The sequence below is a fragment of the Streptomyces sp. NPDC053069 genome, assembly GCF_044546895.1.
Classification (GTDB): Bacteria; Actinomycetota; Actinomycetes; order Streptomycetales; family Streptomycetaceae; genus Streptomyces.
This window is the reverse complement of record NZ_JBITZN010000001.1, coordinates 289649-316351: the sequence shown is the minus strand read 5'-3', so window position 1 is coordinate 316351 and position 26703 is coordinate 289649. Positions and strand designations below refer to the sequence as shown.

General features: G+C 70.7%; 21 protein-coding genes. 12 read left to right on the top strand and 9 right to left on the bottom strand.

The features are described from left to right. Positions 1–5 precede the first annotated feature (5 nt). From ACIGXP_RS01395 to ACIGXP_RS01385, 3 genes are all read right to left on the bottom strand, one after another. Complete coding sequence (locus ACIGXP_RS01395; RefSeq protein WP_399762833.1) at positions 6–146, bottom strand: hypothetical protein; 141 nt, start codon at positions 144–146, stop codon at positions 6–8. A 225-nt stretch (positions 147–371) separates the two neighbouring features. Then, positions 372–1091 carry a YqjF family protein gene (locus ACIGXP_RS01390; protein ID WP_399762832.1) on the bottom strand — a complete coding sequence of 240 codons (720 nt, stop codon included), beginning with the start codon at positions 1089–1091 and terminating at the stop codon, positions 372–374. Positions 1092–1304: 213 nt separating this feature from the next. Next, entirely contained in the window at positions 1305–2201 is an 897-nt protein-coding gene (locus ACIGXP_RS01385) for a LysR family transcriptional regulator (protein WP_363219161.1), read from the bottom strand. Positions 2202–2345: 144 nt separating this feature from the next. Between ACIGXP_RS01385 and ACIGXP_RS01380 the strand changes: the two genes are divergently transcribed. The 3 genes from ACIGXP_RS01380 to ACIGXP_RS01370 all read left to right on the top strand — a co-directional run bounded on the left by ACIGXP_RS01380 (position 2346) and on the right by ACIGXP_RS01370 (position 5991). Beyond that, the gene (locus ACIGXP_RS01380) at positions 2346–3080 is read left to right on the top strand and encodes a flavodoxin family protein (RefSeq protein WP_363219158.1); all 735 of its coding nucleotides are present in this window, start codon (positions 2346–2348) and stop codon (positions 3078–3080) included. Positions 3081–3261: 181 nt separating this feature from the next. After that, a complete protein-coding gene (locus ACIGXP_RS01375; protein ID WP_399762831.1) occupies positions 3262–4242 on the top strand; it encodes a LysR family transcriptional regulator in 981 nt (326 codons plus the stop codon). 147 nt (positions 4243–4389) lie between these two features. Then, entirely contained in the window at positions 4390–5991 is a 1602-nt protein-coding gene (locus tag ACIGXP_RS01370; RefSeq protein WP_399762829.1) for a M4 family metallopeptidase, read from the top strand. A gap of 102 nt (positions 5992–6093) precedes the next feature. Here ACIGXP_RS01370 and ACIGXP_RS01365 read toward each other — a convergent pair whose 3' ends face one another. Further along, positions 6094–8088: a flavin monoamine oxidase family protein gene (locus ACIGXP_RS01365; protein ID WP_399762828.1), complete on the bottom strand. Its 1995-nt coding sequence runs from the start codon at positions 8086–8088 to the stop codon at positions 6094–6096. A 217-nt stretch (positions 8089–8305) separates the two neighbouring features. Here ACIGXP_RS01365 and ACIGXP_RS01360 point away from each other — a divergent pair, with 217 nt between their 5' ends. Further along, entirely contained in the window at positions 8306–10228 is a 1923-nt protein-coding gene (locus ACIGXP_RS01360; protein WP_399762827.1) for an NAD-binding lipoprotein, read from the top strand. Here the strand turns inward: ACIGXP_RS01360 and ACIGXP_RS01355 are convergent. Genes ACIGXP_RS01355 through ACIGXP_RS01345 form a run of 3 tightly spaced genes read right to left on the bottom strand, consistent with a single transcriptional unit; the run spans position 10220 to position 14128 of the window. Next, positions 10220–10789, bottom strand: coding sequence for a flavin reductase family protein (locus ACIGXP_RS01355; RefSeq protein ID WP_399762826.1), 570 nt, complete (start codon positions 10787–10789; stop codon positions 10220–10222). The two genes, ACIGXP_RS01360 and ACIGXP_RS01355, sit on opposite strands and share 9 nt — an antisense overlap. After that, positions 10786–12903, bottom strand: coding sequence for a tetratricopeptide repeat protein (locus ACIGXP_RS01350; protein WP_399762824.1), 2118 nt, complete (start codon positions 12901–12903; stop codon positions 10786–10788). Before ACIGXP_RS01350 ends, ACIGXP_RS01355 begins: the two co-directional genes overlap by 4 nt. After that, on the bottom strand, positions 12890–14128 hold the full coding sequence (locus tag ACIGXP_RS01345) for a hypothetical protein (RefSeq protein ID WP_399762823.1): 1239 nt from the start codon (positions 14126–14128) through the stop codon (positions 12890–12892). The genes ACIGXP_RS01350 and ACIGXP_RS01345 overlap by 14 nt, the downstream gene beginning before the upstream one ends. A gap of 697 nt (positions 14129–14825) precedes the next feature. Between ACIGXP_RS01345 and ACIGXP_RS01340 the strand changes: the two genes are divergently transcribed. The 3 genes from ACIGXP_RS01340 to ACIGXP_RS01330 all read left to right on the top strand — a co-directional run bounded on the left by ACIGXP_RS01340 (position 14826) and on the right by ACIGXP_RS01330 (position 18840). Continuing rightward, positions 14826–15185 (top strand): transposase, encoded by a 360-nt coding sequence (locus ACIGXP_RS01340; protein ID WP_363219111.1) that lies wholly within the window; start codon positions 14826–14828, stop codon positions 15183–15185. A 255-nt stretch (positions 15186–15440) separates the two neighbouring features. Next, positions 15441–16262, top strand: coding sequence for an intradiol ring-cleavage dioxygenase (locus tag ACIGXP_RS01335; RefSeq protein WP_399762821.1), 822 nt, complete (start codon positions 15441–15443; stop codon positions 16260–16262). A gap of 67 nt (positions 16263–16329) precedes the next feature. After that, positions 16330–18840, top strand: coding sequence for an ATP-binding protein (locus ACIGXP_RS01330; RefSeq protein WP_399762820.1), 2511 nt, complete (start codon positions 16330–16332; stop codon positions 18838–18840). A gap of 105 nt (positions 18841–18945) precedes the next feature. Here the strand turns inward: ACIGXP_RS01330 and ACIGXP_RS01325 are convergent, their stop codons facing one another. Further along, positions 18946–19242 (bottom strand): ArsR/SmtB family transcription factor, encoded by a 297-nt coding sequence (locus tag ACIGXP_RS01325; RefSeq protein WP_399762818.1) that lies wholly within the window; start codon positions 19240–19242, stop codon positions 18946–18948. A gap of 83 nt (positions 19243–19325) precedes the next feature. Here ACIGXP_RS01325 and ACIGXP_RS01320 point away from each other — a divergent pair, with 83 nt between their 5' ends. Beyond that, positions 19326–19703, top strand: coding sequence for a hypothetical protein (locus tag ACIGXP_RS01320; protein ID WP_399762817.1), 378 nt, complete (start codon positions 19326–19328; stop codon positions 19701–19703). 97 nt (positions 19704–19800) lie between these two features. On the opposite strand, the gene ACIGXP_RS01315 is transcribed toward ACIGXP_RS01320, so the two are convergent. Continuing rightward, positions 19801–20049, bottom strand: coding sequence for a hypothetical protein (locus ACIGXP_RS01315; protein ID WP_399762815.1), 249 nt, complete (start codon positions 20047–20049; stop codon positions 19801–19803). A 223-nt stretch (positions 20050–20272) separates the two neighbouring features. On the opposite strand from ACIGXP_RS01315, the gene ACIGXP_RS01310 reads away from it, so the two are divergent. Genes ACIGXP_RS01310 through ACIGXP_RS01295 form a run of 4 tightly spaced genes read left to right on the top strand, consistent with a single transcriptional unit; the run spans position 20273 to position 26548 of the window. Then, positions 20273–20680, top strand: coding sequence for a hypothetical protein (locus ACIGXP_RS01310; protein ID WP_399762813.1), 408 nt, complete (start codon positions 20273–20275; stop codon positions 20678–20680). Beyond that, complete coding sequence (locus ACIGXP_RS01305; RefSeq protein ID WP_399762811.1) at positions 20677–22587, top strand: GMC family oxidoreductase; 1911 nt, start codon at positions 20677–20679, stop codon at positions 22585–22587. The genes ACIGXP_RS01310 and ACIGXP_RS01305 overlap by 4 nt, the downstream gene beginning before the upstream one ends. 60 nt (positions 22588–22647) lie before the next feature. Then, complete coding sequence (locus ACIGXP_RS01300; RefSeq protein ID WP_399762810.1) at positions 22648–24498, top strand: peroxidase family protein; 1851 nt, start codon at positions 22648–22650, stop codon at positions 24496–24498. A 1-nt stretch (position 24499) separates the two neighbouring features. Then, a complete protein-coding gene (locus tag ACIGXP_RS01295) occupies positions 24500–26548 on the top strand; it encodes a trypsin-like serine peptidase (protein WP_399762808.1) in 2049 nt (682 codons plus the stop codon). Positions 26549–26703: the final 155 nt, after the last annotated feature.

Genomic DNA, 26703 nt, shown 5'->3' with positions numbered 1-26703 from the left:
CCGGTTCATCCGCCCGCGGCCGGGCCGAGTCGGCCGCACCGCCGCCGTGCCGGCAGCCATCCGGTCTGCATCGCCGCGTCCAGCACACAGGTCGGACGGATGCGGCCGATCGGCACGTGCACCAGGTCGACGGCCAGCAGGGTCACGGCCGTCCCGAGGCCCGTGCGCCCGGGCCTGGCGCGCTCCTGCGGGTGTGGCCGGAGTGAGCAGCATGCTCCAGCCCGCCGTGGCCGGCAGCCCGGCCGTCGTGCGTCGCAGCCATTCCTCGGACTTCGGTCCGAAGACCCCCTCGAAGCTGCGCAGGCGCAGCAGCGGCCGGCCGCCGCCGACCAGGTTGAACAGACCCTGGCCCCGCGCTACGAGCACCGGGTTCATCCCTGTCTCCTCACTGCCGGCCGCACCGGGCGCGAGACGCCGAACCGGACCTCGGTGACACCGTCGGAGAAGTGCACGAGCGGCTCCTGCGCGGGCGGCGGCAGCCCTGCGGCACGGGTGAGGGTCTCCTCCAGGTCTTCCAGGCGCGCCGCGCGCAGCGGCCACGGCTCGTGCTCGACGGGCGTCTGCAGGAGCAGACCGCAGCCCCGGGTGAAGGCCCGCCACCGCGACGTCAGCCACACGTCCCGCCGGGTCGGCCGGACCGGCTCACCCGGACGGACGACCACGCGGTACGACGGCCCGCCACGCCCCCGCGCCCCGGTGTAGGTCAGCACATCACCGCCGCGCGGCAGCGTCAGGTGTCCGAGGTGGTACGGCGCACCGACCGCACGGGCGGCCAGCATGATCCGGCAGCTCACCTCGATGGACAGGAACCACAGCCCGTCCCTGCCGTCCCGTCCGCGCACATAGGTGCGCAGATTGGTCTCGGGGAAGGAGGGCAGGGCGGCCGGGATCCCGGGCGGGCGTACGCCGGTCATCACGAACGGCGTCAGGCTCACCCACGCCCACTGGTCGCAGGTGTCCACCGTCAGCCCCTCCGGCAGCAGGCGCTGTACCTGGTCGGGGGAGTAGGCCCAGTGCACGAACGTCTGGGTGAGCCAGCCGGCACGTAGTGCCGGGAGGTACACGCGCTGCTCCGGCTCATACGAGACCACGCGCACCGACTCCCCAGGAGGTCCGCGTCGAAACCCGGCGCGGGCGATGCAGCACGGCCGAACGGGGACGGTCCGCCCCGGACGGACCAGGGCGACGTTCCGGCGTCGGCGGCGAGCGGCGCGGGACCCCGGGCGGCCACACCCGGCGCAGTTCGAGCGGTTGCTGCCCGGCGTGCGCTCTCCACCCCGTCGGTCGGCGCGTCCGGACACCGCTCAGTGATCCGTGGAATGCGACTCTGCCGAGGCGTGCAGGAGCAGGTCGCGCAATGCGATGGCGGTGTCCGACGGCTCGGCGGGGGTGAGGACGACCTGGTCGGCGGTGGTCGAGGGGCCGGCGAGGGGGATGATGCGCAGGCCGGGTGGCTGGTGGTCGAGTGCGGATTCGACGGTGATGCCGATGCCCGTTCCCGCGGCGACATGAGCGGCGATGGCGTGCACGCTGTCGGCGGTTCTGATGATGCGCAGGTCCGCTCCGCCGATGTGGAAGGCGGACAGGAGGCGGTCGCACAGACCGCTGTTGATCTGGTGGGGCCAGGTGAGCAGGCCGGTGGTGGACAGTTCGGCCGCGCTCAGCTCGGCGTGTCCGGCGAGGGGGTGGGCCGCGGGTACGAGCGCCATGAACCTCTCCGTGGACAGCACCCTCGCGCGTACGCCGGTGACGTCGCCGGTCGCCCAGCCGATGCCCAGCCCGATCGTCCCCGCCCGCAGGGCGGTCAGCTGGGCCGTGGTCGGCATGGCCTCCGGCACGATCGCGACATCGGGGAAACGGTCGCGCAGTTGCGGCAGGCAGCGCAACAGCACCTGGTGGTCGGTGTATTCGGCGTGGGCGACGACGAGGGTGGTCCGGGTCCGGTCGCCGGCGGCCAGGGAGCGTCCGCGCTGCTGGAAGCGGCGCAGCTGGGCCAGGGCGGCGTGGGCGTCGGGCAGCAGCGCTTCGCCGAGATCGGTCAGTGACACCCGGCGGCTGGTGCGGTGGAACAGCCGTCCGCCCAGGGTGTTCTCCAGCCGCCTGACGGCGTCGCTGACGGTGGGCTGCCCCCGGTGCAGGCGCGCGGCGGCGCGGCCGAAGTGGAGCTCTTCCGCGACCGCGACGAATGCTTCGAGTTCCATCCTGTCCACGGGACCAGGCTAACGCGATCGATCGGTGCGACCGATCGCTGCATGCCGGAGTTCGGCGTTGATGCCGTGTCGCACGCGGGGTGTGATGGCTGGGCAAGCAGGGATTCCCCCACGGACTGGAAGCAGTGAAGCGACATGGCAGTCAAGGTTGTTGACCGTGAGCAGGATGCGCCGACGGTCACGGTGACGGTGGTCTACCACTCGGTGCACGGACACACCCGGGTCCTGGCCGAGCATCTCGCCGACGGGGCGCGGCTGGTGCCGGGTGCCCGGGTGCATCTCGTCGAGATCCGGGCCGAGCACGTCACCGCGGGCCGTTGGCACGATGCGGAGGTGCTGGCGCTGCTGGAGCGCTCGGATGCGATCGTCCTCGGCTGCCCCACTCTGATGGGCAGTGTGTCGGCGGTGTTCAAGGCGTTCATGGAGGCGGCGTTCACGCCGTTCACGACGCAGGCGTGGAAGGACAAGCTGGCCGGTGGGTTCACCATGTCCGCCTCGCAGAGCGGCGACAAGCTGGCCGTCCTGGAGCAACTGGCGGTCTTCGCCGCGCAGATGGGCATGCAGTGGATCGGCGTGGGCGACATGCCGGGCAACAACTGGAGCGGTGGCGCCCGCGACGATGTCAACCGGCTGGGCTCGTGGCTGGGTCTGATGAGCCAGAGCCACGCCGACCAGGGGCCGGAGCACGCCGGATCACGCGGCGACCGGATCACCGCGCAGCGGTACGGCGAGCGGATCGCCCGGCTGACTCAGCGCTGGGTCAACGCCGTGCCGTACGACACCTCCCGGATGACCGAACACGAGGCCCGCGCCCTGTCGGCCTCCCTCAGGGAGACGGACGACGCACCGGCAGCGCTGACCGGCGCCTGACCGTCACTCGCGTCGCATGGTGCGGCCCTCGACTCTCCGCCAAGACGACTGAAAAGCTTTACCGTCCCGTGCTTGCCGCCCCCACGGGAGCGTCAGACTCTGGGGCACCATGCCGTCGGGCAACTGGTTTTGCTGGTCACGGGGGGTGCAGCGGTCTCCCGGCGCTGAGCGGGGAATGGTCATGCACCTTGAGTTCCGGCACCTCCGTATCCTGCTCACCGTCGCCGAGGCCGGCAGCATCCGCAAGGCCGCCGCACGACTGCAGCTCTCTCAGCCGGCCACGAGCGCCCAGCTGAAGCGGATCGAACACGAGCTGGGCGGCCCGCTCTTCATCCGCGGCGCCGACGGGGTGAAACCGAACGAGAACGGACAGTACGTCCTGCGCTGCGCCCGTGACCTCGTCGTCGGCTTCGACCGGCTGCGCGAGTACGCGCGGTCGGCGGCCGAGGCGGACAGACAGGCCGCCGCGCCGCTGAGGGCGGGCGGAACCGCCGGCCCTCTGGTGTCCCTGCTGGTCTCCGCCCTCTTCGAACTCGTCCCGGAACGCCGGCTCACCATAGATGCCCGCCGTTCCGTGCACACCCTGGTGAAATTGCTGAGCCTGTCGAAATGCGACATCGCGGCGTTCGGTGAATTCCCCGGCTTTCCCCTTCCGGTCGGCGAGTCGGTGGAGACCCGCACACTGCTCCGCGAGCCGGTCTTCGTCCTGCTCGCCGAAGACCACCCGCTGGCGCGTCAGGAGAGGGTCGGCCTCCATGAGCTGGCGGACGAGGACTGGGTCATGCCGGAGGCCGACGAGAGCGGTGTGCACGCGTACCTCCGTCTCACCTGCCGGTCGGCGGGGTTCACTCCCCGCATCGCCCATGTGACCCCGGACCTGTCCGTGGCGCAGCTCCTGGTCGCCGGCCGGCGTGCCGTCTGCGGCGTATGGCCGACCGCCGATGTCTCCGCCCGTGGCACGGTGCAGCGGCCGCTGGTGAACGTCCCGTTTCACCGGCGGCTGCTGCTGGCCTGGAACACGGAATCGGTTCCGCCCGAGCTCGCCGACGCGGCGTGCGAGCGTCTGCTGGCCGCCTATCTGTCGCTGGTGCGGCAGCGGCCGCAGTATCTGGCCTGGTGGGAGGACGGGGGAGCGGAGTTCGCCCTCGGCGACGGCACATGACGGGCCGGGCCACGGCTTCTCCTGCCCTATAGCTCCGCCGTTATATCCCAAATGAAGTCACGTCAGGAACATGTCACTTGTTGAACACTTCGCGTCAACGTCCCAAGGACGTCGTCACCCCACGACGAGCGAAGGAATCACCCCACCATGACCCGTCCCCTCCTCGCCCTGTGTGTGATGGCCGCCGCCGGCACCCTCACCACGGGCGCGATGGTCATACCCGCGCACTCGCAGCCCCGTGCAGTGCAGCACGGAACCTCCGTCCGCGACACGGCCATAGCCCAGGCCAAGGCGAACGTGACCCGGCACGCCGACACCTTCGGGTTCGGCCCGGACCAAAGACTCCACGTCAAGGACGTCGTGATCGACGCCGACGGGACCCAGCACGTCCGCTTCGAGAGAACCTACCGCGGTCTCCCCGTCGTCGGCGGCGACTTCGTCGTCCACCAGAAGGCCGACGGCTCGTTGCAGGGCTCCACCCGCGCAAAGGCCCACAAGGTGGCGCTCAAGTCCGTCACTCCCGCCATCGACGCCAAGGGCACCGCGGCCGGCGCCCTGAAGCGCGCGCACGGGCTGGTGCGCAAGGCCAAGTCCACCCCCGAGCTCATCGTGTGGGCCGCCGACGGCACACCCCGCCTGGCCTGGCGCACCACCGTGCAGGGCCTGGGCGACAAGGGCCAGCCGCACGGCGAGGTCTTCGTCACCGACGCCACCACCGGCAAGGCGATCGAGAACTACGACGCCGAGCGCGAGGCGACCGGCACCGGCCACTCCGAGTACACCGGCGACGTCGGCATCGACACCACCCAGCAGGCCGACGGCACCTTCGCCCTGATCGACCCGGTGCGCGGCCACATCACCAAGGACGCCCACAACGTCTCGTCCTCGTCCCTGAAAAGCTCCTCCGGCACCCTGTTCACCGACGCCGACAACATCTGGGGCGACGGCGAGAAGTTCTCCGCCGACCGGGCCACCGCCGCCGTCGACGCGCACGCCAACACCGCGGAGACGTTCGACTACTACAAGACGACCTTCGGCCGCAACGGCATCAAGAACGACGGCCGCGGCGCCACCGTCTTCGTCCACGTCGGCACCGACTGGGACAACGCCCAGTGGTCGGACTCCTGCTTCTGCATGATGACCGGCGACGGCAACGGCACCACCGACCCCGAGCAGGTCGACCTCGACACCATGGGCCACGAGATGACCCACGGCGTCACCTCGGCCACCGCCAACCTGCGCTACAGCGGTGAGTCCGGCGGCCTGAACGAGGCCACCAGCGACATCCTCGGCACCATGGTCGAGTGGTACGCCAACAACCCGGTCGACACCCCCGACTACCTCTTCAGCGACCAGTCCACCCCGCCCTGGCTGCGCCGCTTCGACAAGCCGTCCCTGGACGGCCGCTCCGCCGACTGCTGGTCGAAGTCGGTCGGCCGGCTCGACGTGCACTACTCCTCGGGCGTCGGCAACCACTGGTTCTACCTCGCGAGCGAGGGCAGCGGCGCCAAGACCATCAACGGTGTCTCCTACAACAGCCCCACCTGCAACGGCTCCACCGTCACCGGCATCGGCAACAAGAAGGCCTCCGCCATCTGGTACCGGGCGCTGACCGTCTACATGACCTCCACCACGGACTACAAGGGCGCCCGCACCGCGACTCTGAACGCGGCGAAGGACCTCTACGGCGCCACCAGCCCCGAGTACGCCACCGTGGCCGCGGCCTGGAGCGCGGTCAACGTGCTGTGACGCACCGGCGCACCGCCTGAGGTCACGGGGCGAGAGCGGATGGCCCCGGCGCCGGGTGCGCCGGGGCCTGCTCCTGCGTCGTGGCTCAGCGGGCCGCGTGACTCATCCGGTGTGGATCTCCAGGGCGGCACGCACGGCGGACTCCACGGCCCCCTCGATCCACGCCGGCTTGACGGACGTGTGGTCCCCGGCGAAGTGCAACGGCCCTTCGTGCACGGGGATGTGTGGCAGCAACTCCGTGTGCTGCCCGGGCAGGAACACGGACGCCTCCCCGTAGGCGTAGGGGTCGCGCAGCCAGCTCTGCGTGCGGCCCGCGCCGGTGTAGAAGACCTCGATGCGCCGGCCGTAGACCTGCTGCAGGCCGCACAGGGCGTGTGGGTACCGTGCCTCGTCGTCCAGGCAGTCCCAGCGCAGCGCGTCGTCGGCCCAGCTGTAGGAGGCCAGGACCACACCCCCTGCGCTGCCCGGGACCGGATGGGAGGGGTGGAACATGAATCGGTTGGCGTTGTCCGACACCGAGCCGCCGCCCACGACGTCGACCGCCTCCGGCTGGTCGCGCGCGACGGCGCGGTTCGCGGCGTAGTGGGTGCGCTGACCCGCCGTGATGTGTCCCGCGGGCACCGAGGGATGGGCGCCGAGCAGGCTGCCGTCCGCGGCGGTGCGGCCGGTGCGGTAGGCGTCGTACAGGCCGGGGTCGACGGCGTCCAGCTCGCGCTTCCAGTCGGCCTCGTCGAACTCCCACCAGCGGCGGCTGAACTCCAGCAGCACCTTGGTCGCGCTGTCGTAGTGCAGTTCGCACACCGCGCGGCGCTTGCCGTACGACATGGGCGGGTCGATCTGTACGTGGCGCAGTCCGGAGAACGGCACCGTGACCACGGCGGCGTCCGCGGTGAACTGCTCGCGTACGACGGGACCGTCGCGGCCCTCCGACACGGTGTCCACCCACACGAGCGGGCCCTTGCTCCGGACGTGCTCGGTGTCCGGCGACGGGCGGTCGGGGTGGTGGTACTCGATGCGCGTGACGCGGCGGTCGAACCGCACGTCCTTGCGCACGCGTTCCAGGAGGGCGTCCGGCAGTACGGCCGTGCCGCCCGCCAACTCGTAGAAAGGTGTGTCGGGACTGATGAGGGAGGAGCCGATGAAGCTGTGGATGAAGGACAGCGGGAGGCGTGAGGTGAGGTTCTCCAGGGTGCCGACCAGGTCGATGGTCCGCTCGTCGAGGCGGGCGTGCTCGGTGAGGAAGCGGAACATCGACCAGTCACCGAACCGCTGCACCACGCGGGCCCAGCCCTGCAGCCGCTCCTGAAGAGGCTTGTCGACCCGCTTGCCGCCGTGGTCGACGTAACTGAACTCGTCGCGCACCGGGTCCAGCGCGGAGCGCAGGACGGCTGCGGCCGGAGTGTCCCAGTGGGCCCGGGGGACGCCGAAGGACCGGTTTACGCGGCGGGGCGCGCGGGCGTAGTCGGCGCGCCGCATGCGGATGCCGTTGACGTGGATCCAGGTGCGGCCCGCGGGACGTCCCGCGTGGTCGACGTCGACGTAGTGGAAAGGCCGCTTCTTCAGGTCGAACCGGTCGATCAGCTCCATCACCAGCGGATGGCTGCCAGGGATGCGCATCGCGCCCGCTTCGGCGTACTGACGGGGATCGGCGAAGGGCTGTTCGGCGTGTTCATGGCCGCCCTTGCGGAAGGTCTTGATGCGTCCGCCTGCGCGGTTGCCGTTCGCCTCTAGCACCGTCACCCGGTGGCCTGCCCTCTTCAGCAGCCACGCGGCCACCAGCCCGGCCGGACCGGCGCCGATGACCAGGACGTTCTTGGGACGTGTCCGTCGCTGAGCCGGCAGCCCCTCTTGGAGGACACGCTGGTAACGGGGGACGAGGGGGCGGTCGTCGGAGTCCAGTACGAGGAGCGCACGAGCGACGGCAAGGCACCGGTCGAAGTCGGTGCCACGGCTGTCCCCCGGGGCGGCCGGTGCGGGCAGAGCCGCGGCGACACCGCCGTTCAGGGCCGTCGCGACGGTGGCCGTGCCGGCCACCGTCGCGAAGCTCCTTCGGGAGAGGCCGCCGTCCGCGCGCACCACCGCGTGATCTTCAGTCATGGCGGCCTTTGTACTGGCGACCGTGACCAGGCGTCCGCCCTTCGCTCCGGCGTTGACCCGAAGGGGCGAAGACGGCGACAAACACTGACGTCACAGCAGGTCCGCCGCCGGGGACGGCTTCGGAAACCCGAAGGGATGAATGCCGAGCCGACTCCCTTTGCCGCCGCGGCGCATCCCCCACACTGCCACAGGCGCATCCGGCGACGGAGGGGGAAGGGTGGCGCAGTGGCGCACTTCGTTCGGTGACAGAGCCCGTTACTGGTTCGACAGCACGCTGGCCCGCGGTGCCTACGCTCTCGTCGGCTGGATGGCGCTGGTGTGTCTGGCCATCGTCGTCCCGGCCAGTGCGGTACTGGTCTGGACCGACCCCGGCGCGCCAACCTCCCCGACGGGCCGGCTGGCGCAGGTGTGGCACCTCACCGGGGAGACACTGCGGCTGGGCGGTGCGACGGGTACGCCGCTGCGCGTGACGATGTCGGTGCTGCTCGCACTGGTCGCTCTGCTGTATGTCTCGACGGTCGTCGGCCTGATCACGACAGCGCTCACGGAGCGGCTCACCGCGTTGCGACGGGGCCGTTCCACCGTGCTGGAGAAGGGGCACGCCGTGGTCCTCGGGTGGTCGGAGCAGGTCTTCACGGTGGTGAGCGAGCTGGTGGCCGCCAACGCCAACCAGCGGCGCGGTGCGGTGGTCGTGCTGGCCGACCGGGACAAGACCGCCATGGAGGAGGCCCTGAGCACGAAGGTGGGTCCCGTCGGCCGTACGCGGCTGATCTGCCGCAGCGGTCCCACGACCGACCCCGCCGTGCTCACCCTGGCCGGTCCCGCCACGGCCGGTGTCGTGCTGGTCCTGCCCCACGACGAGCCCGACGCCGACGCCGAGGTGGTCAAGACGCTGCTGGCGCTGAGGGCAGCCCTGGCCACGGAGGGAGCCGGCCCGCCCGTCGTCGCCGCCGTCCGGGACGACCGCTACCGCCTGGCCGCCCGTCTCGCCGCGGGACCGGACGGCGTCGTCCTGGAGAGCGACACCGTCACCGCCCGGCTGATCGTCCAGGCCGCCCGCCGCCCCGGGCTCTCGCTCGTCCACCGGGAGCTGCTCGACTTCGCCGGCGACGAGTTCTACCTGGTCAACGCGTCGGCCCTGGCCGGCCGCCCGTTCGGCGATGCTCTGCTGTGCTGCCCGACGTCCAGTGTCGTCGGCATCGTGCGAGGAGACACCCCCCTGCTCAACCCGCCACCGCAGACGGCCATGGCTCCGGACGACCTGCTCATCGTCGTCTCCCGTGACGACGACACGGCCTGCCTGCACGACTGCGCGGAGTTGGTCGAGACGGCGGCGATGGCGACCGGCCCTTCCACACCCGCGCGACCGGAGCGGGTGCTCCTGCTGGGCTGGAACCGCCGAGCGCCGCTCGTCGTGGAGCAGCTGCGCCGCCGCGCCCGGCCCGGATCGGCCGTCGACGTGGTGGCGAACGCTGGTGAAGCGACAAAGCGTCAGGTCAGCGAGGCGGACGCGCACGGTGGCAGCGACCTGACGTTGACCTTGCACCATGGGGACATCGCCCGGCCCGAGACCCTGCGACGGCTGGACGTTCACTCCTATGACAGCGTCATCGTGCTCGGTCAGGACCCCGCTCCCGGACAACCGCCGGGCGACCCCGACAACCGTACGCTCGTCACCCTCCTGCTGCTGCGTCAACTGGAGGAAGCCACCGGACGCGAGCTGCCGGTCGTCACCGAACTGATCGACGACCGCAACCGGGCACTGGCCCCCATCGGCCCCGGAGCCGACGTGATCATCAGCGGCAAGCTCATCGGCCTGCTCATGGCGCAGATCTCGCAGAACCGGCACCTGGCGGCGGTGTTCGAGGAACTGTTCTCCGCCGACGGCGCCGCTGTTCACCTGCGGCCTGCCACCGACTACGTGCTGCCGGGGCGTGAGACCTCGTTCGCCACAGTCGTGGCCGCGGCACGTCACCGCGGCGAATGTGCCATCGGTTACCGAAGCCACGACGACACGTCGACGAGTCCGGGCTACGGCGTGCGGATCAACCCGCCCAAAGCCGAGCGACGCCACTGGACGGTCGAGGACGAGGTGGTCGTCGTCGGCCATGACTGTTCAGGCCAAGACTGTTCAGCATGACCGTGCGAGCTTCCCCGGCGGGCCCTCGTGATAGGCGCCGTCCGCGAAGAGGAGGACGCGGTGCGCCGCATGTGTGTGGTGCTGCACGGCGCCCAGGACGACCATGTGGTCACCGGCCGGAAGCAGACGGACGCGGCGGCAGCACAGCGTCGCCGCCGCCCCCGGTATCAGTGGCTCGCCGTGCGGTCCGGGCTCCGTGGCGAGTCCCTGGAACCGCCGGCCCGGACCGGCGAAACGGGATGCCAGTTCCCGCTGGTCGGCCGCGAGCACATGGACGGCGAAGAACTCGGCATCCGTGAACGCGGGCCGGCTGCGGGAGGACAGCGCGAGACACCACAGGACCAGGGGCGGATCGAGCGACACGGAGGTGAAGGAGTTGACCGTCACACCGACCGGGGCACGCCGCGGGCCCACGCAGGTGATCACGGTGACTCCGGTCGCATAGCGGCCGAGGACATCGCGCAGCGCACGCGAGCCCGGGCCGGCCGGCGCGGCACTCCGCAGCTCAGCCGGCCCTGCCGTGTCCTCGGCGGTCACCGCGGCGTCGGGAGACACCTTCACGCGGCGTCCGGCCGTCCACGCAACGCGGACAGCGCCTCGGCGGTCTCCGCGTCCTCCGGGTCGAGCACGGCGGCCAGCTCCAAGTCCTCCAGAGCCTCCTGCCGCCGGCCGCTCTCCTGGTAGAGGAAGGCGCGGTTGTAGCGCAACGCGGCGTCCTTGGGATCGAGTTCCACCGCCCGGCACAGGTCGTCCAGGGCGTCCTGCAGGCGCCCGGCCTCGTAGCGCACCCCCGCGCGTCCGGACAGAGCGCTCACCAGGGTCGCATCGGCATCCACCGCGCGGTCGTAGGCGGCTTCCGCCTCGGCGAGTTCACCACCCTCCGCAAGCGCCTGTCCGACTGCCGTGTGCAGATGGGCGTTGGCGGGATCGAGCCGCAGCCCGGCCCGGGCGTCCTCCAGCGCGGCGGCCAGGTCACCGGCTCCGAGGTGGATACCCGCGCGGTTGACGTACGCGTCCACGAACTCGGGATCCTGCTCGATCACATAGCTGAAGTCGGCGAGCGCGCCGGCCACATCGCCCCTGCTCAACCGCAGGTCGCCGCGGTTGTAGTAGATCTCCGGGAAGGGCGGCGACAGGCTCAGTGCGCGCGAGTAGTCGGCGAGGGCCTCGTCACCGCGGCCGAGCCTGCGCAGCAGGTTGCCGCGTTCGAGATAGTGCTCGGCGTGGTTGGGGTCCTGGTCGATGACGACGGCGTAGTCGGCGAGTGCCTCGTCCAGCCGCCCCAGGCCCGCGTACACCCGGGCTCGGTTGTTCTTGAGCACCGAGCGGTGCAGACGGTGTTCGTCCGGGGTCAGCTGCCGGTCCAGGTCGTCGATGCACTCGGTGACCAGGCGCAGCGCCTCCTCGGGGTCGCCGAGGTTGACCTCCACCAGGGCACGCCCGTTCTTGTAGAAGGCGCTCTGGAAGGCCTGCTCCACTCTGTCGTGCAGCAACGAGGCCGTGGCGATCGCGCCGTTGAGGAGCGACTTGGCCTTCTTCTCGTCCCGGTCGGCGGGGTCGTTGTGCCGTGTGTACAGCATGGCGGTGGAGTAGGCGCACGCCATGTGCACCGCCGGGTCGGTCGACAGCAGACGCGCCTCGTCGTAGACGGCCTCGGCCTCTTTCGTCCGGCCGAGCATGGACAGGGCGAGCCCGAGCTGTACGCCGAACTTCCACCACTGCGCGGTGTTCTCCCGTCCGTCGACGAGGTGCTGGCCGCGCCGGCCGTAGTCGACGACGGCGGTGTAGAAGCCGTTGACGAGGCAGTGGTCCGACGCCGCCCACAGGACGGGCACGGCCTCGCGCACCGGGTCGCTGCCGCGTTCGAGGTGGTACGGCAGTGCGCCGAGGGTGAGCGAGAGCTCCTCGGTCCGGCGCAGGTGCGCGGCCCGGCGGTCGTGGAGGGCGGCGCGCTCGGCGGCGGGCAGTGCCTCGTAGGCGGTGCGGGCGGCCGTGCCGTCGGGGCCGTCGAGCAGCCCGTCGGAGGCGACCCAGCGCCATGCGGGTTCGTCCGTGCTGCTGGCCGGGGCGGCTACGGTCGGGGTCACGGGCACGGCAGTGGTGTGCCGGTTCAGCGCGGGGGCCAGGACGCCGTCGGGGTCCGGGGAGTGCGCGCCGCACAGGACGACGGTCAGGGTGCCGGGACCGACGCGGCGCAGCAACGCGGCGAGGAACTCCTCGTCCGTGGTCTCGGCGTGCTCGGCGTTCTCCACCACCAGGCGCCGTGGTCCGTCGTGGCCGAGCACGGGCAGTGCGTCGCGGACGAATTCCACCAGCCCGTTGGCGATCCGCCGGGTGCGCAGCCTGGCGTAGAAGCGGGTACGTTCGGCGGGCAGCGCCATGGAGGTCAGCGTCTCCCGCGAGTTGGGCACGATGGCCGCCAACTCGGGTGCCGCCGACAGCAGTTCGATGTCATGCCGGCGCACGAGTTCGGGATCGGCGGCGAGCACGCCGGGGACCAGGGCCCGGGCGATGGTGCCGGCCGCTGTGTAGGGGCCGCGCAGCCGGCGGTGGGCGTCGACCGGGGGCAGGAGCAGGGGCGGCAGCGGGAGTCCGTCGAGGGCTGTGGCCCGGTCCTGCCGTGTTCCGCCCTGAACCCTCAGATGGGCGGGTGGCGCGGAGTCAGCCTGCTGCATGTGCGGTCTCCTTTGCGGGGGTGGCGGAGGTGCGGGTGCCGCGCCGCCATGCGCGCAGCGCCAGGTAGGCGGCGAAGACCGGCTCCCAGAAGTTGATGACGAGGAACGTCAGCACGTCAGCCGCGTTGGCCGGCGAGAGATCGCTGCCGAGCTTGTGCACGGCGACCTCGGTGAGGCGGATTCCGGTGGGGATCGCGGCGGTGAGCAGTGTGACGGTGAGGAAGACGTACCCGGCCACCATCAGCCACGCGTACCAGCGGGCGATCTGCCGGTCGCGTTCGCCCCACCTGCTCTCGTCGGCCATGCGCCCGGGTTTGTTCAGCAGCCGCATGAGGCGGTTGCGCAGCATCTGGCGGGCGGTGGTCTGCAGGTCGTTGCAGCCGAGCACGGTGATGGCCAGGTAGTACAGGTCGGTGCGCAGGAAGAAGTAGAACTGCCACACCAGCCGGAGTACGACCGCGAAGGCCATCGACAGCAGCAGCCGCCGGACATCGGCCGTGACGCCGTCGGCGCCCTGCAGGGCCGCGGCCACCAGGGTCAGGCCGCTGACGACCAGGACATCGGTGATCATGCCGGCGAGCATCGGCAGGTACCGCTTGCGACGGGGTACGGCGACCAGGCCGTCCAGGGCGGTCACGAAGACCACGTAGTAGAACCGCCGGCTGATCGACAGCGTGGAGTTCAGGCCCAGGCGCCGCCCCGCGAGAGCGTGGGCGGCCTCGTGCAGCAGAATCCACGGCACCTGGCCGAGGACGATGCCGAGGGTGAGCAGCACCAGAGACCGTCGGGTGAAGAACAAGTTCTGGTAGTGCGGTGCCAAGTGGGGCTGTCTGATCATGGCCACGAGTGCGGCGAGCACGATCAGGCCGTAAATCCCCCAGGCGATGGGGGAGAAGACGGCGCGGCCCAGCCGTTGCCAGCGCACCGGGCCCGTGGGCGCGGCCACTTTCTCTCCGGCCTTGACGACGAGTTCGAGCTCTTCGAGGACGTCGAGGAACTCCGCCATGTCCACCTGTTCGCCGTATTGCTCCGTGTACCACCGTGCCGCGGCGTTCGGCGGTGTACCGGCCTCCAGACGGCGCAGCAGCGCGGCACCGTCGGGTGGAAAGAGGCCGTAGGACTCGATGTCGGCGCGGCCGACGGTGACTTCGTCGCCCTCCTCGAGATAGGTGAGCGGATGCAGCCGTACGGGTTCGTCGAGATTCCTGGACGGCGGTGTCGTCACTGCCTCACCTCACTGTCTGGCGACCGGTGTGCGGTGCGCGCCGGGCGACATGGCCCGGCGCGCACCTGCCTGGGATCAGGCGGTGCCGCAGCAGTACGCGGACGCGGCGGCGGACGTCAGGCGGACGGTCCCGGCCTTGCGCACGGCGATCTTCTTCATGGGGATCTCCTTCTCTGCGAAGTGGTGCACAGCGCCGCCGGGGATCCGGACGGCGTACCCGATGTCTCGGGCGCTCTTGGGAGTGGGCCGAGAAGGAACACCACGACCATGAATAACGCGTGAGTTCCGCGCAGTAATTCGCTCGCGCAATGGAAGAATAGCCTGGACGATGAACCGGAAAGACGCCTGCGTTTTCCTTGTAATGCTTCGCCGAACGACCTTGTTCACCACATCGGGATTCGCATCTCCGTCCGACGCTCGACAGATTTACATCCTGCGGGACAGGCATGTCAACGGCTTGGACGGGGCGCTGTGACCGTCATCGAAGAGGTCTCCTCCTCGCTCATCAAGGGGAATCAAACGTTCAGTTATGAATGTCGGCGGCGGTGGACAAGTGCCCGCGGGAAGGCCATAGTCGGCGCGTCGAACGCAGTTGCGGTCACGGGCCACGCGAATCCTTGTCTCACGTGGCCCCGGCGATATTGCTTTAGGCAGGGCGCGCGGAATGGGGAAAGCCGGGCGCGGAATGGGGGGTCACATGAAATACGAGCTGGCCCGACGGCTGGTGCCGGACGGGATGTGGAACCTGGTCGAACCGATGCTGCCGAGCTTCACGGGGCGCAGGCAGGGCGGCGGTACCGCGCCGCTGAACGAGAGGCAGACCTTCACCGCTGTGGTCTACGTCCTCACCTCGGGTTGTACATGGCGGCAGTTACCGCCGTGGTTAGGGGTCTCACCCGCCACTGCGCACCGCCGCTTCATCACCTGGACTCGCGCGTCCCTCTGGGGGCGTCTGGAAGAAGCCGCCGCCGGACACGCCGACGAGCTGTGGATCAACGACGTCGTCGCCGCGGCCGGCAGGAGAGCGGCAGCGCGCACCTCTTCGGGCCCCTGCTGATGTCCACCACGTGAGATGCCCGTTATGTCGGTTATGCCGTTATCCGGAGTGTTGTGCCCGAGCGCTCACCTCGGCGCACATCCGCTCCTCCCGGACGGCAGGACAACGCCCGCTCCGTCACCGAACGTGGTGACGGAGCGGGCAGTGAGGCTCTGTCGGTGATTTCGTGCACGCCGATCACTTGTTTCGTAACGCGGTCGCTTCGTGGGTCGTCCGAGCGATCCCCTGGGCCGTCGCGGGCGTCATGCTCACACCATGACTGACATCCCCCACCACAACACCGCGCAGCCACAGCATGGCTCCGGGCCGTCCGACGGTCCCTCAGGTGCCACCCGCAGGTCCGTCATAGCCACCCTGGGCGGCGCCACCCTCGGCGTCGCCGCACTGGGTCTCGCCGCCACACAGGCGACCGCCGCCACCGAACCCCGGCCCGCCACCGCACCCCGGTCCGCCGCCCGCCCGGCCGCCGCCTGCGTCCTCACCCCCGAGCAGACCGAGGGGCCGTACTACCTGGACCTGGAGACGGTCCGCAAGAACATCACCGAGGGCAAGGCCGGCGTTCCGCTGACCCTGCGCGTGACGGTGGTCGACGCAGCGACCTGCGCCCCGCTGCCCCAGACGGCGGTCGACATCTGGCACTGCGACGCGCTCGGGGTCTACTCCGGTTACGTCGCCGGAGGTTCCACCCCGGACACCACCTTCCTGCGCGGCGTGCAGCTGACCGACTCCGCCGGTGTCGCGGAGTTCACCACCATCTACCCCGGGTGGTACGTCGGCCGGGCCCTGCACATCCACGTCAAGACGCATGGCGGAGGCACCGTCTCCGGCGGGACCTATCACGGCGGTCACGTGTCCCACACGGGCCAGCTCTACTTCCCGGAGGCGTACAACACCAAGGTCGCCGCCCTGTCCCCGTACCGGAACAACACGGCCACCCGCACCCTCAACGCGCGTGACGGCATCTACCGCAACGGCGGCTCCTCGACCCTGCTGACCCTCACCCAGGCAGGCAGCGACCTCGGCAAGGGCGTGACCGGAACCGTCGTACTCGGCATCGACCCCGCCGCCACCCCCTGACGCACCCGGACCCTGCGGTGGCCGGCCCTGCCCCGGTGTCGGCCACCGCATTCCTCCGCGGGCACACATGGCTGAAGGCGATGGTTTCGTCCCGGGGCGGTGCGGCCAGGAATCGGGGATGAGCCGGAGTCGAACATGCGATGTCTGCGGCACAGCGCTGGTCGTGAGGCGGCACGGGGGCCGGCCGGCTCGGTACTGTTCCAACGCCTGCCGGCAGCGGGCGCTGCGGCGAAGGGCGGCTTCGAATGTCACGGCCGCGGTCCCGACGGCCGCTGCGAGCGTCCTGCCGTCGGCGCTCGACTCCTTCGTCGGCCGGCAGCATGAGCTCTCCTGCCTGCGCACACTTCTGCGGAGCTCGCGCCTCCTCACGCTGACCGGTGCGGGCGGGGTGGGCAAGACCCGGCTGGTGCTGGAGTTCGCCAAGGGGCTACCGAAGCGCTTCACGCGAGTCGACCTGGTGGAACTCGCCCCCCTCCAGGACAGCGCGCTGCTGACGCAGACCCTGGCCGCCGCACTGGGAGTGGGTGAACGGGCGGGCCGGACCGGTACCGACGTTCTGGTCCGGGCGATCGGCGGCGCCTCCCGGGTGCTGATTCTGGACAACTGCGAGCATCTGGCCGAGCCGTGCGCCCGACTGGCGGCGGCCCTGCTGGGCCGCTGCCCCGGTCTGCGGATCCTGGCCACCAGCCGGGAGGCCCTGAGGGTGCCCGGAGAGACGGTGTTCCGGGTCGGTGAGCTGTCCCTGCCGCCCGCCGACGCCGGAGACGATGTGACGGCCCTCCTGCAGTCCGACGCCGTACGCCTCTTCGTCGACCGCGCCGCGAGCAACTCACCCGGGTTCACACTCCATCGAGGCAACGGCCACCTGGTGGCCGAGATCTGCCGGCGCCTGGACGGCCTGACGCTCGCCGTCGAACTGGCGGCCCGCCACGTCGGTGCGTTCTCGCCGAGCGACATCCTGGCAGGGCTGGACGACCAGTTCTCCCAGCTGGACCTGCTGTCCGGGGGAAGCAGAACCGGACCTCCACGCCACAGCGGGCTCGCCGCAGCGGTCGACTGGAGTCACAGGCTGCTGGATCCGGCCGAGCAGGCGGTCTTCCGGCGTCTTTCGGTCCTCGTCGGCGGGTTCGACGTGGCCGCCGCGCAATCGGTCTGCGCCGGTGACGGCATAGGCCGGCGGCAGGTCTTCCGCATCCTGTGCGCCCTGCAGGCGAAGTCACTCGTCGTACGTCTGCCGGGAGAGACCGCGCCCACACGCTTCAGGCAGTTGAGTGTGATCCGGGTGTGCGCCCTGGACCGTCTGCGCGCATCCGGCGAGCTGCACGCCACCCGGCGCCGGGCGCTCGCATGGCTGACCGAGCTGGCCGACCGGGGTGGCGGGGACGTGTTCGCCGACCAGGCCGGCAGCCCGCTGGCGGCGGAACGGGACAATCTCGCCTCGGTATTGGCCCGCAGCACCGGCCACGGCGATGCCGTACGGGCGCGGCTGACACTGGAATTGGCGCGGGTGCACTATCAGCAGGAGCAGCCGTCGGCCGCCCGTGCGTTGCTCACCGGACTGCTGCGGGACCCCGGCGACCTGGCGCTGAGCGGGCAGGTGGCGGCGCTCGCCGCACGCGTGGCCTGCCAGCAGGCCGATCCGGACGAGGCACTGCGCCTGGGTGAGCAGGCGGTGCAGAGCGAACGGCTGCGCCGTGACGCCGCCGGACTGGCCAACGCCCTGGACGCCCGGGCGGCGGCACGGCTGTGCCGTGGTGAGTTCACCGAGGCCGTCGCAGATCTACGGGAGTGCCTGGAGGTCGTCGCTTCCCCTGGCACGCCGCAGGACACCGCCTGGTGCACCCATCACCTGGCCTGGGCGTTGCTCCAGGCCGGCGGGGAGCTGGAGGCCGACGAGCTGATGTCACGGTGTCTGCCCGTTCTGCGGGAGCAGGCGCCGTGGCCCCGGACCGCGGCCGCGCTGCACACCGCGGGGGCCGTACGGCTGGCCCTGGGGCAACTGCGCAGCGCCGAGGCCTTGTTCACCGAGGTGCTGCGGATCGTTCCGGGGGCCAGTTTCCACGCCCTCTACCCCGTGGAGGGCCTGGCCCTGGTGGCCGCGGAGAACGGCGACATGCAGCGTGCGCTGCGGCTGTACGAGGCGAGCGTGCAGGCGCGGCGCCGCCTGGACACCGAGCCCGAGGCCCCCTGGCGGCACCGGATGGAACAAGCGGCGGCGCGTGCCCGGAAACGGCTGTCGGCAGCGGCGCGGGAGGCTGCCGTCACAGGTGCCCGGGGGCTGCGCGGCGAGCGGCTGGTCGCGTACGCCCTCGGGGCAGGGAGCGGCGACCACCGAACGGGGTGTGATGTCCGGGCCGACGACGGACTGTTCCGGCTCACCGCAAGGGAGTTCGCGGTGGCCGGACTCGTCGCCGAAGGGCTGACCAACCGGCAGATCGCGGAGCGGCTCAGCCTTTCGATCCATACGGTCGCCACGCACCTGGACAGGATCCGCGACAAGCTGGGCCTGCGCTCCCGCACACAGATCGCCCTGTGGGCAGCCGCACGGACCTCGGACGGACACCCAGCCCGGCGGTGAGCGCCTGGGCCGGCCTCCCCGGGCGCGAGCGGCACCGCATCGCGAGCGACGACCCGAACGGCGCATGCCGGCCCACCCTCCTGACCGAGCCCGCCGCGGTGGTGCTCACTTCCTGCCTTGGGCCAACACGGCGGCGAGGAGTCCCGGGAAGCGGGCATCGAGATCGGCGCGGCGCAGAGTCATCAGACGGGCCTTTCCGACCCGCCGGGTCTCGGTGATGCCGGCTTCGCGCAGGATCCGCCAGTGATTGGACAGCGTCGACCTCGGCACGTCCACGCCGGCCGGGCTGCACGCACTCTCGCCCTCATCGGCCATCCGGCGGACCAGTGCCAGCCGAACCGGATCGCCCAGCGCATGCAGCACCACAGCCAGCTCGGCATCGGCGTCGTCGGGCTGTCCCACCGGCCCTCCTCGTCTTCGTCCGCGTGACACCCGTAGTATGCAGATCACTTCCTCGTTTCGGGAAAGTCGAAATGATCTAGGAGATGACCGTGACGGTGCTCGCCACCCTTGCCCGCGTCTACGTCGACGACCTGGACGTGTCCCTGCCGACCTTCGTAGAGCTCACCGGAGAGCAGCCACGCCTGCGGTTCGCCTACCGCGAGCTGGAGCTCGCGAGCATCGGCGGCTATCTGCTCCTCGCCGGTTCACAGGAAGCCCTCGCTCCCTACCGGGGCACGCACGCCACCACGATCGTCGAGTCCGTCGACCGGATCCTGCACATCACCGAGCAACACGGCGGAAAGGTCCTCGACGGTCCCAACGAGGTACCCACCGGCCGAAACCTGACCGTGCAGCACCCCGGAGGCGCGACCATCGAGTACGTGCAATTCCACGCAGCCGCACGATCGGCCTTCGCATGAGCCGGCCCGGTCGCCGCAGCCGGGGGCCTCGCCGGTCCGGCGGACGGGTCACCATCCGTATGCCGCGCTTGCGCCGCTGCAGCCTCGCCCGTGGGCGTCACCGCCCGCGGGGGCGCCGCTGAGCGGTCCGGCCTGCCCGCGCACGGCCGGCGCGGCTCAGCGGGAACAGCCGGTCGCCGTCCGCCTCCGCGGCGTGCACCGGCTGCCGGTCCTCCTCGGCGGTGCGCCCACCAGGGCCGCCCACCACCTCCTCGGCGTCGGCCAACTCGCCGTTAACCGCGCGGAGTTCCAGGGCCTGCTTCCGGGACTCACCAGGCCGGCCCCGGTTATTTGCCCGTTCGACCATTGCGAATTCAACCCTTCATCGCGCCTGGAGATGTGGGGTGAGCGACCCTGAGAATTCCAGTGAGGACAACACCCCGCCTCGGACCCGTCTCCTCAAGATGCCGTGGAGCAGTCGGTCCCCTAGCGTGGTGAACAACAGTGCGTCCAGGGTGTTCCTCTCCCTTTCCCGGGGTTCGGCGGACCGTCCCGTCCTCGCGAGAATCACCACACTCCCAGGAGGCATCATGGCCACGGCCTCCAGCCGCCCTGTCTCGGTATACCTCCTCGCCGGAATCAGACTTCTCAACGGAGCCGCCGGTCTGCTGGCACCGGAGTTGCTCATCCGGCGGTTCGATCCCGACCGCGATCCGCCGAGCCCGGCAGCCGTCTACGCCTTTCGCCTCTTCGGCATCCGCACGGTCCTGCTGGGCCTCGATCTGCTCACCCACAGCGGCGAACGGCTGCGGGACGATCTGCGCGAGGCCATTCTGATCCACGGCAGTGACACCGCGACGGCGGCCACGGTCGGCCTGCACGGACATGCCCCACCGCGCACCGCGGTACTGACCACCCTCATCTCGGCCGTGAACACCGCCCTGTCCATCAGCGCCGCATGCTCGCTCGCCAACTCCGTGAAGGACAAACCGACGTGACGGCCGCATCCGGGGCCGCTCCCCCCACCGAGACGGGCTTCGACTACGTCGTCGTCGGCGCAGGCGCGGGCGGTGGCCCGCTGGCGGCCAATCTCGCCGCCGCGGGCATGCGCACCCTGCTGCTGGACGCGGGCGGTGCCGAGGACAACGACAGCTACCTGGTGCCCGCCTTCCACGCCGACGCCTCCGAGGACCCCGTGCAGTGCTGGAACTACTTCGTACGGCACTACGCCGACGAGCAGCAGCAACGGCGCGACGGCAAGTTCGTACCGGGCAAGGGCGTCCTGTACCCGCGCGCCGGGACGATCGGCGGGTGCACCGCACACCATGCTCTGATCACGGTCTATCCGTACAACCGCGACTGGGACGCCATCGCGGTGGAGACCGGTGACGCCACCTGGCACAGCACGGCCATGCGCCGGTACTTCGAGCGGCTGGAGCGCTGCACCTACCTGCCGAGACCCAAGAGTCCGCCCGGCAACCCCCTCCTGGCGGCTGTGCTCCGGAACCTGCCCGTCGTGGCCGCCCGGTACCGCAACGACGCCCGTCACGGGTTCGACGGCTGGCTGCCCACCGCGCTGGCCGATCCCCGACTCGCCGTACAGGACCCGCAGTTGCTGAAGGTCATCCTTTCCGCCGCAGAGGACACGCTCGCCGGCTTCCTGGACCGGCCGCTGTCTCCTCTGGAGGGGTTCGGCTCCTTCGTCGACCCCAACGACTGGCGGGTGCAGACCGAGGCGCTGCAAGGACTGTGGCAGATCCCCATCTCCACAGCCGGCGGCCGGCGCAGCGCCGTACGCGAACGCGTCCGGGCCGTACAGCGCGGTCATCCGGACCATCTCGTGGTCCGTACCCACGCGCTGGCCACCCGGATCGTACTGGACGAGGCACATGCGGCGACCGGCGTCGACTACCTGGACGAGGCGCACGCCTACCGGGCCGATCCCGGCTCTCGGCCGGACTCCGGGCCGGCGGTGCTGCGCCGGGTCCTCGCCTCCCGCGAGGTGATCCTGGCCGCCGGCGCCTTCAACACGCCCCAGCTGCTGATGCTTTCGGGAATCGGACCACCTGAGGAGCTGGGGCGCCACGGCATCTCCGTGCGCGTCGGACTGCACGGGGTGGGCGCACATCTCCAGGACCGGTACGAAGTCGGCGTGGTCAGCCAGATGCACCGCGAGTTCCCGGTCGTCAAGGAGTGCGACTTCCACGCTCCGAAGCCGGGGACCGAACCGGACCGCTGCTACCGGGCGTGGCAGGAGGGCAAGGGCCTCTACACCACGAACGGCGCCGTCCTCGGCATCACCCGCAAGTCCCGCCCGGACCTGGACGCCCCCGACCTGTTCATCTTCGGCGGCCCCTTCGACTTCCGCGGATACCGCCCCGGCTACTCCCTCGACCTGACACACCACAAGGACCGCTTCACCTGGGCCATCCTCAAGAGCCGCACACACAACACGGGGGGCCGGGTGCGGCTGCGCTCGGCGGACCCGCGTGACACCCCACTGGTCGACTTCCACTACTTCACCGAGGGCACGGACAAAGAGGGCCTGGACCTCGAAGCGATGGTCGACGCCGTGGAGTTCGTACGCGGGATGAACCGCAAGGCCGACGCCGTCGTCCTCCGGGAGCTGTGGCCGGGCGAGGAGGCCGACGACCGTGACGCCCTCCGCCGTTTCGTCCAGGACGAGGCCTGGGGCCACCATGCGTCGTGCACCTGCCGGATGGGCCGCGCCGACGATCCCTCGGCGGTGGTCGACAGCGCGTTCCGCGTCCTTGGGGTGGACCGTCTGCGGATCGTCGACGCCTCGGTCTTCCCCCGCATCCCCGGCTTCTTCGTCGCCGCCCCCATCTACATGATCAGCGAGAAGGCGAGCGACGTGATCCTCGCGGATGCCGCCCGCGCCTGACCCGCACGACCCCGCCGTCCCCGAACGAAATCGACCAGGAGCCACCCAAGGAGTACCGCGATGAGCACGCACCGACGCGCCCCAGGGCGCTTCCCGGCCGGATACCGCAGCTCACTTCCCTGGCGGATCATCACCAGTGCCGCTCAGTACATCGATCACCGCATCGGCTGGGACAAACTGCCCGTGCCGGCAGGCCTGCTGACGCTTTTCGGACTGCGTGTCAGGCTCCGGCAGAAGAACTTGTACGACACCAACGGGCTGCCCTCGATCAACCAGCCCGAGCCCGCGCCGCCGTCCGCGAGCCACCTGGTCAACCGGACCGCCGACGGCAGCCACAACGACCTCGGCGAGCCACGCATGGGCATGGCCGGCACCCGCTTCGGCCGCAACATTCCGCTGGAGGCCATTGCCCCGACCGCGCCCGAGAACGTACTGTCCGCGCCCAGCCCGCGCGAGGTCAGCCGCGCCCTGCTCACTCGCGACGCACTCATCCCGGCCGAAACGGTCAACTCCCTGGTCGCCGCCTGGCTCCAGTTCATGATCCGCGACTGGTTCAGCCACGGCACGAGCCCCACCGACCGGCCCTGGGAGGTTCCTCTGGTGGACGACGACCCCTGGCCGGAACACCCCATGAAGATCATGCGGACCCCGGACGACCCCACCCGCGACCCTCAGGCACCGCGGGGCACCCCCGACACCCGCGTCAATGTGTCCTCCCACTGGTGGGACGCGTCCCAGATCTACGGAAAGAACGAGGCCGAACAGCAGCGGTTGCGCACCGGAGAGCTGGGCAAGCTGCATCTGTGGGACGACGAACAGGTCCCCGTCCCGGCCGATCCCTCGCAGGATCCCACCCGCGTTCCCGGCTTCTGGCTGGGCCTCGCCATGATGCAGGACCTGTTCACCCGGGAGCACAACGCGATCTGCGACCACCTGCACGGCGCCTACCCGTCCTGGAGCGACGAGGAACTGTTCCAGCGTGGCCGGCTCATCACCTCCGCGCTCCTCGCGAAGATCCACACCGTGGAGTGGACACCGGCCGTGATCAGCCATCCCACGACCGTCAAGGCGCTGCGCGCCAACTGGTGGGGCATCGCGGGCGAGCGTGTCCACAATCTGTTCGGGCGCATCAGCGGCAGCGAGGTCATCAGCGGCATCCCCGGCGGCGAGACGGACCACTACGGCGTCCCGTACGCGCTCACCGAGGAATTCGTGGCGGTGTACCGCATGCACCCTCTGATCCGCGACGAATGGCATCTGCGTGCCGTTGCCGACGACACGACCCTGCGCCACTGCACCCTGCGCGACATCTCCGGCCCGGGAGCGCTGAAGTTCCTGGAGACCACGGAGATGGCCGACCTGCTCTACAGCTTCGGCACGCTGCATCCCGGACTGGTCACCCTGCACAACTTCCCCAAGTTCCTCCAGGAGTTCGAGCGGCCGGACGGGCTTCTGCAGGACCTCGCCGCCACCGACATCCTGCGCTCCCGAGAACTGGGGGTTCCCCGCTACAACGAGTTCCGGCGGCTGCTGCGGCTCAAGCCCGCGGAGAGCTTCACCGAGCTGGCGCACGATCCGGCATGGGCCGAGCAGATCGAGCGGCTCTACGGCGACGTCGAGAAGGTCGACCTGACCGTCGGCCTGTACGCGGAGAAGCTGCCGGCCGGGTTCGCCTTCAGCGACACGGCGTTCCGCATCTTCATCCTCATGGCCTCGCGCCGGCTCAACAGCGACCGGTTCTTCACCACCCACTACACCCCGGAGGTCTACTCCAAGGCCGGCCTGGCCTGGATCGAGGACAACAGCATGGTCACCGTCCTGCTGCGCCACCACCCCGAGCTGCGTACGGCCCTGTCCGGGCTGACCAACGCCTTCGTGCCGTGGCACAGCAGCGCGCCGAAGGACAGCTGAGATGCGTGCGACGGAGCGGACGGATCAGGAGCGCGCACGCCAAGTCGCCGCGGCCGCCGACCGGTACCGCGCGACCAGCGACGAGCGCAGTGCCGTGGAGCGGCAGATGGATGCCGGTGTACCGTTCCCCGACTCGCAGCAGGCGCTCGCCGCGCGCGCCACGCGTCTGCTGGACCGGCACGCGGTGCCCGCCGCCATGGCCGTGGAGGCCGTACGCAAGGAACCGCTGACCACGCCCGAAACCTACGAGCGCATCCTCGGGGTGTCCACGGAACTGCAGGCGTGGAGCTTCCTGCCGCGTGGTGCCCGGGCGGCGCGGACCGTCGCCCGGATATCGGTGCGGGAAAGCGGCCGGGAACTCCCGCTGGGCACCGGCTTCCTGGTGTCACCGAGCCTGCTGATGACCAATCATCATGTGCTCACCGATGCCGAGATGGCCCGGCAGTGCCTCGTCGAGTTCGACGCCCAGGTCACCGTCGACAACACCCCGCAGCCGTCGACGCGGCTGGAACTGGACCCGGACGCGTTTTTCGTGACCGACGAGCGCCTGGACTTCACCCTGGTGCAGGTCGCCCCGGCCCCGGACGGGCGGCCGCCGGGCGAGACGTTCGGCTGGAACCGACTCAGCGCCCAACCGGGCAAGCTGGTCGTCGGCGAACCGGTGAACGTGATCGGCCACCCGATGGGGCGCCTGAAGGAGATCGCCGTCCGCGACAACATGCTCCAGGTGCGGCTCGACGACTTCCTCCACTACAAGACGGACACCGAGCCCGGCAATTCCGGCTCCCCGGTCTTCAACGATCAGTGGGAGGTCGTCGCCCTCCACCACAGCGGGGTGCCGAAGACGGACGACCAGGGACGCGTCCTGCGCAAGGACGGGCAGGTATGGCGGCCAGGTGACGGCGACGACGCAGTCGACTGGGTCGCCAACGAGGGTGTGCGTGTCAGCTCCATCCTGCGCCACCTCGCACAGCTGCCGCCCGACGCCCGGTCCGGCCCGCTGGCGGACATGGGCGTCGAGTCGGGTCTGAGTCCGGGGCCGACGGAGTCCGCCGCGCCGGTTCGGACGCCCGCGGGCGCCGTACCGTCACCGGCCGTCGTACCGTCACCGGCCGCCGCGACGGCGGGCACGCACACGGGCCTGCGGGCCCGCGAGGGCGCGTTCGGCGGCGAGCGCCATCTGGTCTTCCTGCACGGGCGCTCTCAGCAGGGAAAGGACCCGGAAGGCCTGCGCCGCGAGTGGACGACCGGCCTCAACCAGGGGCTCGTCCGCGCCGGACTCCCGCCGGTCGACCCCGCCGACGCCTGGTTCCCCTACTACGGCGATCGACTGGTGCAGGCGCTCCCGGCGCGGGAGGCTCTGCCACGTGCGACCGAGACCACCAGTCTCTCCCCGGCGGAGGCGGTGGTTCCCGCATCGCCCACGGCCCGAGCGGTGTACGAGGAGATGATCGGTGAGGCCGCCGTCAGATGGAACATCCCGCCGGAGAGGCAGCCGGACGTCGAACGGATTCCCCTGGGCGGCATCGTGGGGGACCTTCATCGGCAGCTGAGCTGGCTGGCCGCGAGGAGCGACCTCGACGCGTGGACCATCGCCCTCGTCCTCCATGACGTGGCCGCGTATCTCGACGACGAGCGCGTCAGGAACGCGGTCCTGGACTGTGTCCTGGACACTTTCCCGGAGGACGGGGAGGTCGTACTCGTCAGCCACAGCCTCGGCACGGTGGTCGGCATGGACCTCACCACACGGCTCTCGCCCGCGCCGCGTACGGTCCACCTCACCACGGTGGGCAGCCCGCTGGGGCTGGACAGCGTGTACAAGAGGCTGCTGATCGGTGGGCCGAAGCGCCCCGACGCGGTGACGGACTGGCTGAACGCGTGGTATCCGTCCGATGCGGTGACCATCGGGTGCCCGCTGGCCGACGCCTGGGCGGGCTCGGTGACCGACGACGCCGTCATCAACGCCCGCGACAGGGCCCACAGCATCGTGGAGTATCTCTCCCACCCCGAGGTCGCCGGGGAGATCGGCGCCCACCTCAAGCTCCGCTGATCGCGTTCCCTGCCGACCAGCCCGGGGGGGGGGGGGGGGGGGCGGGCCCCCGCGGGGGGGGGGGGGGGGGGGGGGGGGGGGGGGGGGGCCCCGCGGGGGCCCCCCCCCCCCCCCCCCCCCCATGTGCAAAAAAGACGGGTGAGTAAACAAAATTT

What these genes read in the sequence shown, in the direction of transcription:
- ACIGXP_RS01385 (WP_363219161.1), bottom strand. Translation starts at nt 2,201, where the DNA reads ATGGAACTCGAAGCATTCGTCGCGGTCGCGGAAGAGCTCCACTTCGGC.
- ACIGXP_RS01340 (WP_363219111.1), top strand. Translation starts at nt 14,826, where the DNA reads ATGAAATACGAGCTGGCCCGACGGCTGGTGCCGGACGGGATGTGGAAC.
- ACIGXP_RS01380 (WP_363219158.1), top strand. Translation starts at nt 2,346, where the DNA reads ATGGCAGTCAAGGTTGTTGACCGTGAGCAGGATGCGCCGACGGTCACG.
- ACIGXP_RS01295 (WP_399762808.1), top strand. Translation starts at nt 24,500, where the DNA reads ATGCGTGCGACGGAGCGGACGGATCAGGAGCGCGCACGCCAAGTCGCC.
- ACIGXP_RS01310 (WP_399762813.1), top strand. Translation starts at nt 20,273, where the DNA reads ATGGCCACGGCCTCCAGCCGCCCTGTCTCGGTATACCTCCTCGCCGGA.
- ACIGXP_RS01330 (WP_399762820.1), top strand. Translation starts at nt 16,330, where the DNA reads ATGGCTGAAGGCGATGGTTTCGTCCCGGGGCGGTGCGGCCAGGAATCG.
- ACIGXP_RS01350 (WP_399762824.1), bottom strand. Translation starts at nt 12,903, where the DNA reads ATGCAGCAGGCTGACTCCGCGCCACCCGCCCATCTGAGGGTTCAGGGC.
- ACIGXP_RS01365 (WP_399762828.1), bottom strand. Translation starts at nt 8,088, where the DNA reads ATGACTGAAGATCACGCGGTGGTGCGCGCGGACGGCGGCCTCTCCCGA.
- ACIGXP_RS01375 (WP_399762831.1), top strand. Translation starts at nt 3,262, where the DNA reads ATGCACCTTGAGTTCCGGCACCTCCGTATCCTGCTCACCGTCGCCGAG.
- ACIGXP_RS01335 (WP_399762821.1), top strand. Translation starts at nt 15,441, where the DNA reads ATGACTGACATCCCCCACCACAACACCGCGCAGCCACAGCATGGCTCC.
- ACIGXP_RS01370 (WP_399762829.1), top strand. Translation starts at nt 4,390, where the DNA reads ATGACCCGTCCCCTCCTCGCCCTGTGTGTGATGGCCGCCGCCGGCACC.
- ACIGXP_RS01320 (WP_399762817.1), top strand. Translation starts at nt 19,326, where the DNA reads ATGACCGTGACGGTGCTCGCCACCCTTGCCCGCGTCTACGTCGACGAC.
- ACIGXP_RS01315 (WP_399762815.1), bottom strand. Translation starts at nt 20,049, where the DNA reads ATGGTCGAACGGGCAAATAACCGGGGCCGGCCTGGTGAGTCCCGGAAG.
- ACIGXP_RS01300 (WP_399762810.1), top strand. Translation starts at nt 22,648, where the DNA reads ATGAGCACGCACCGACGCGCCCCAGGGCGCTTCCCGGCCGGATACCGC.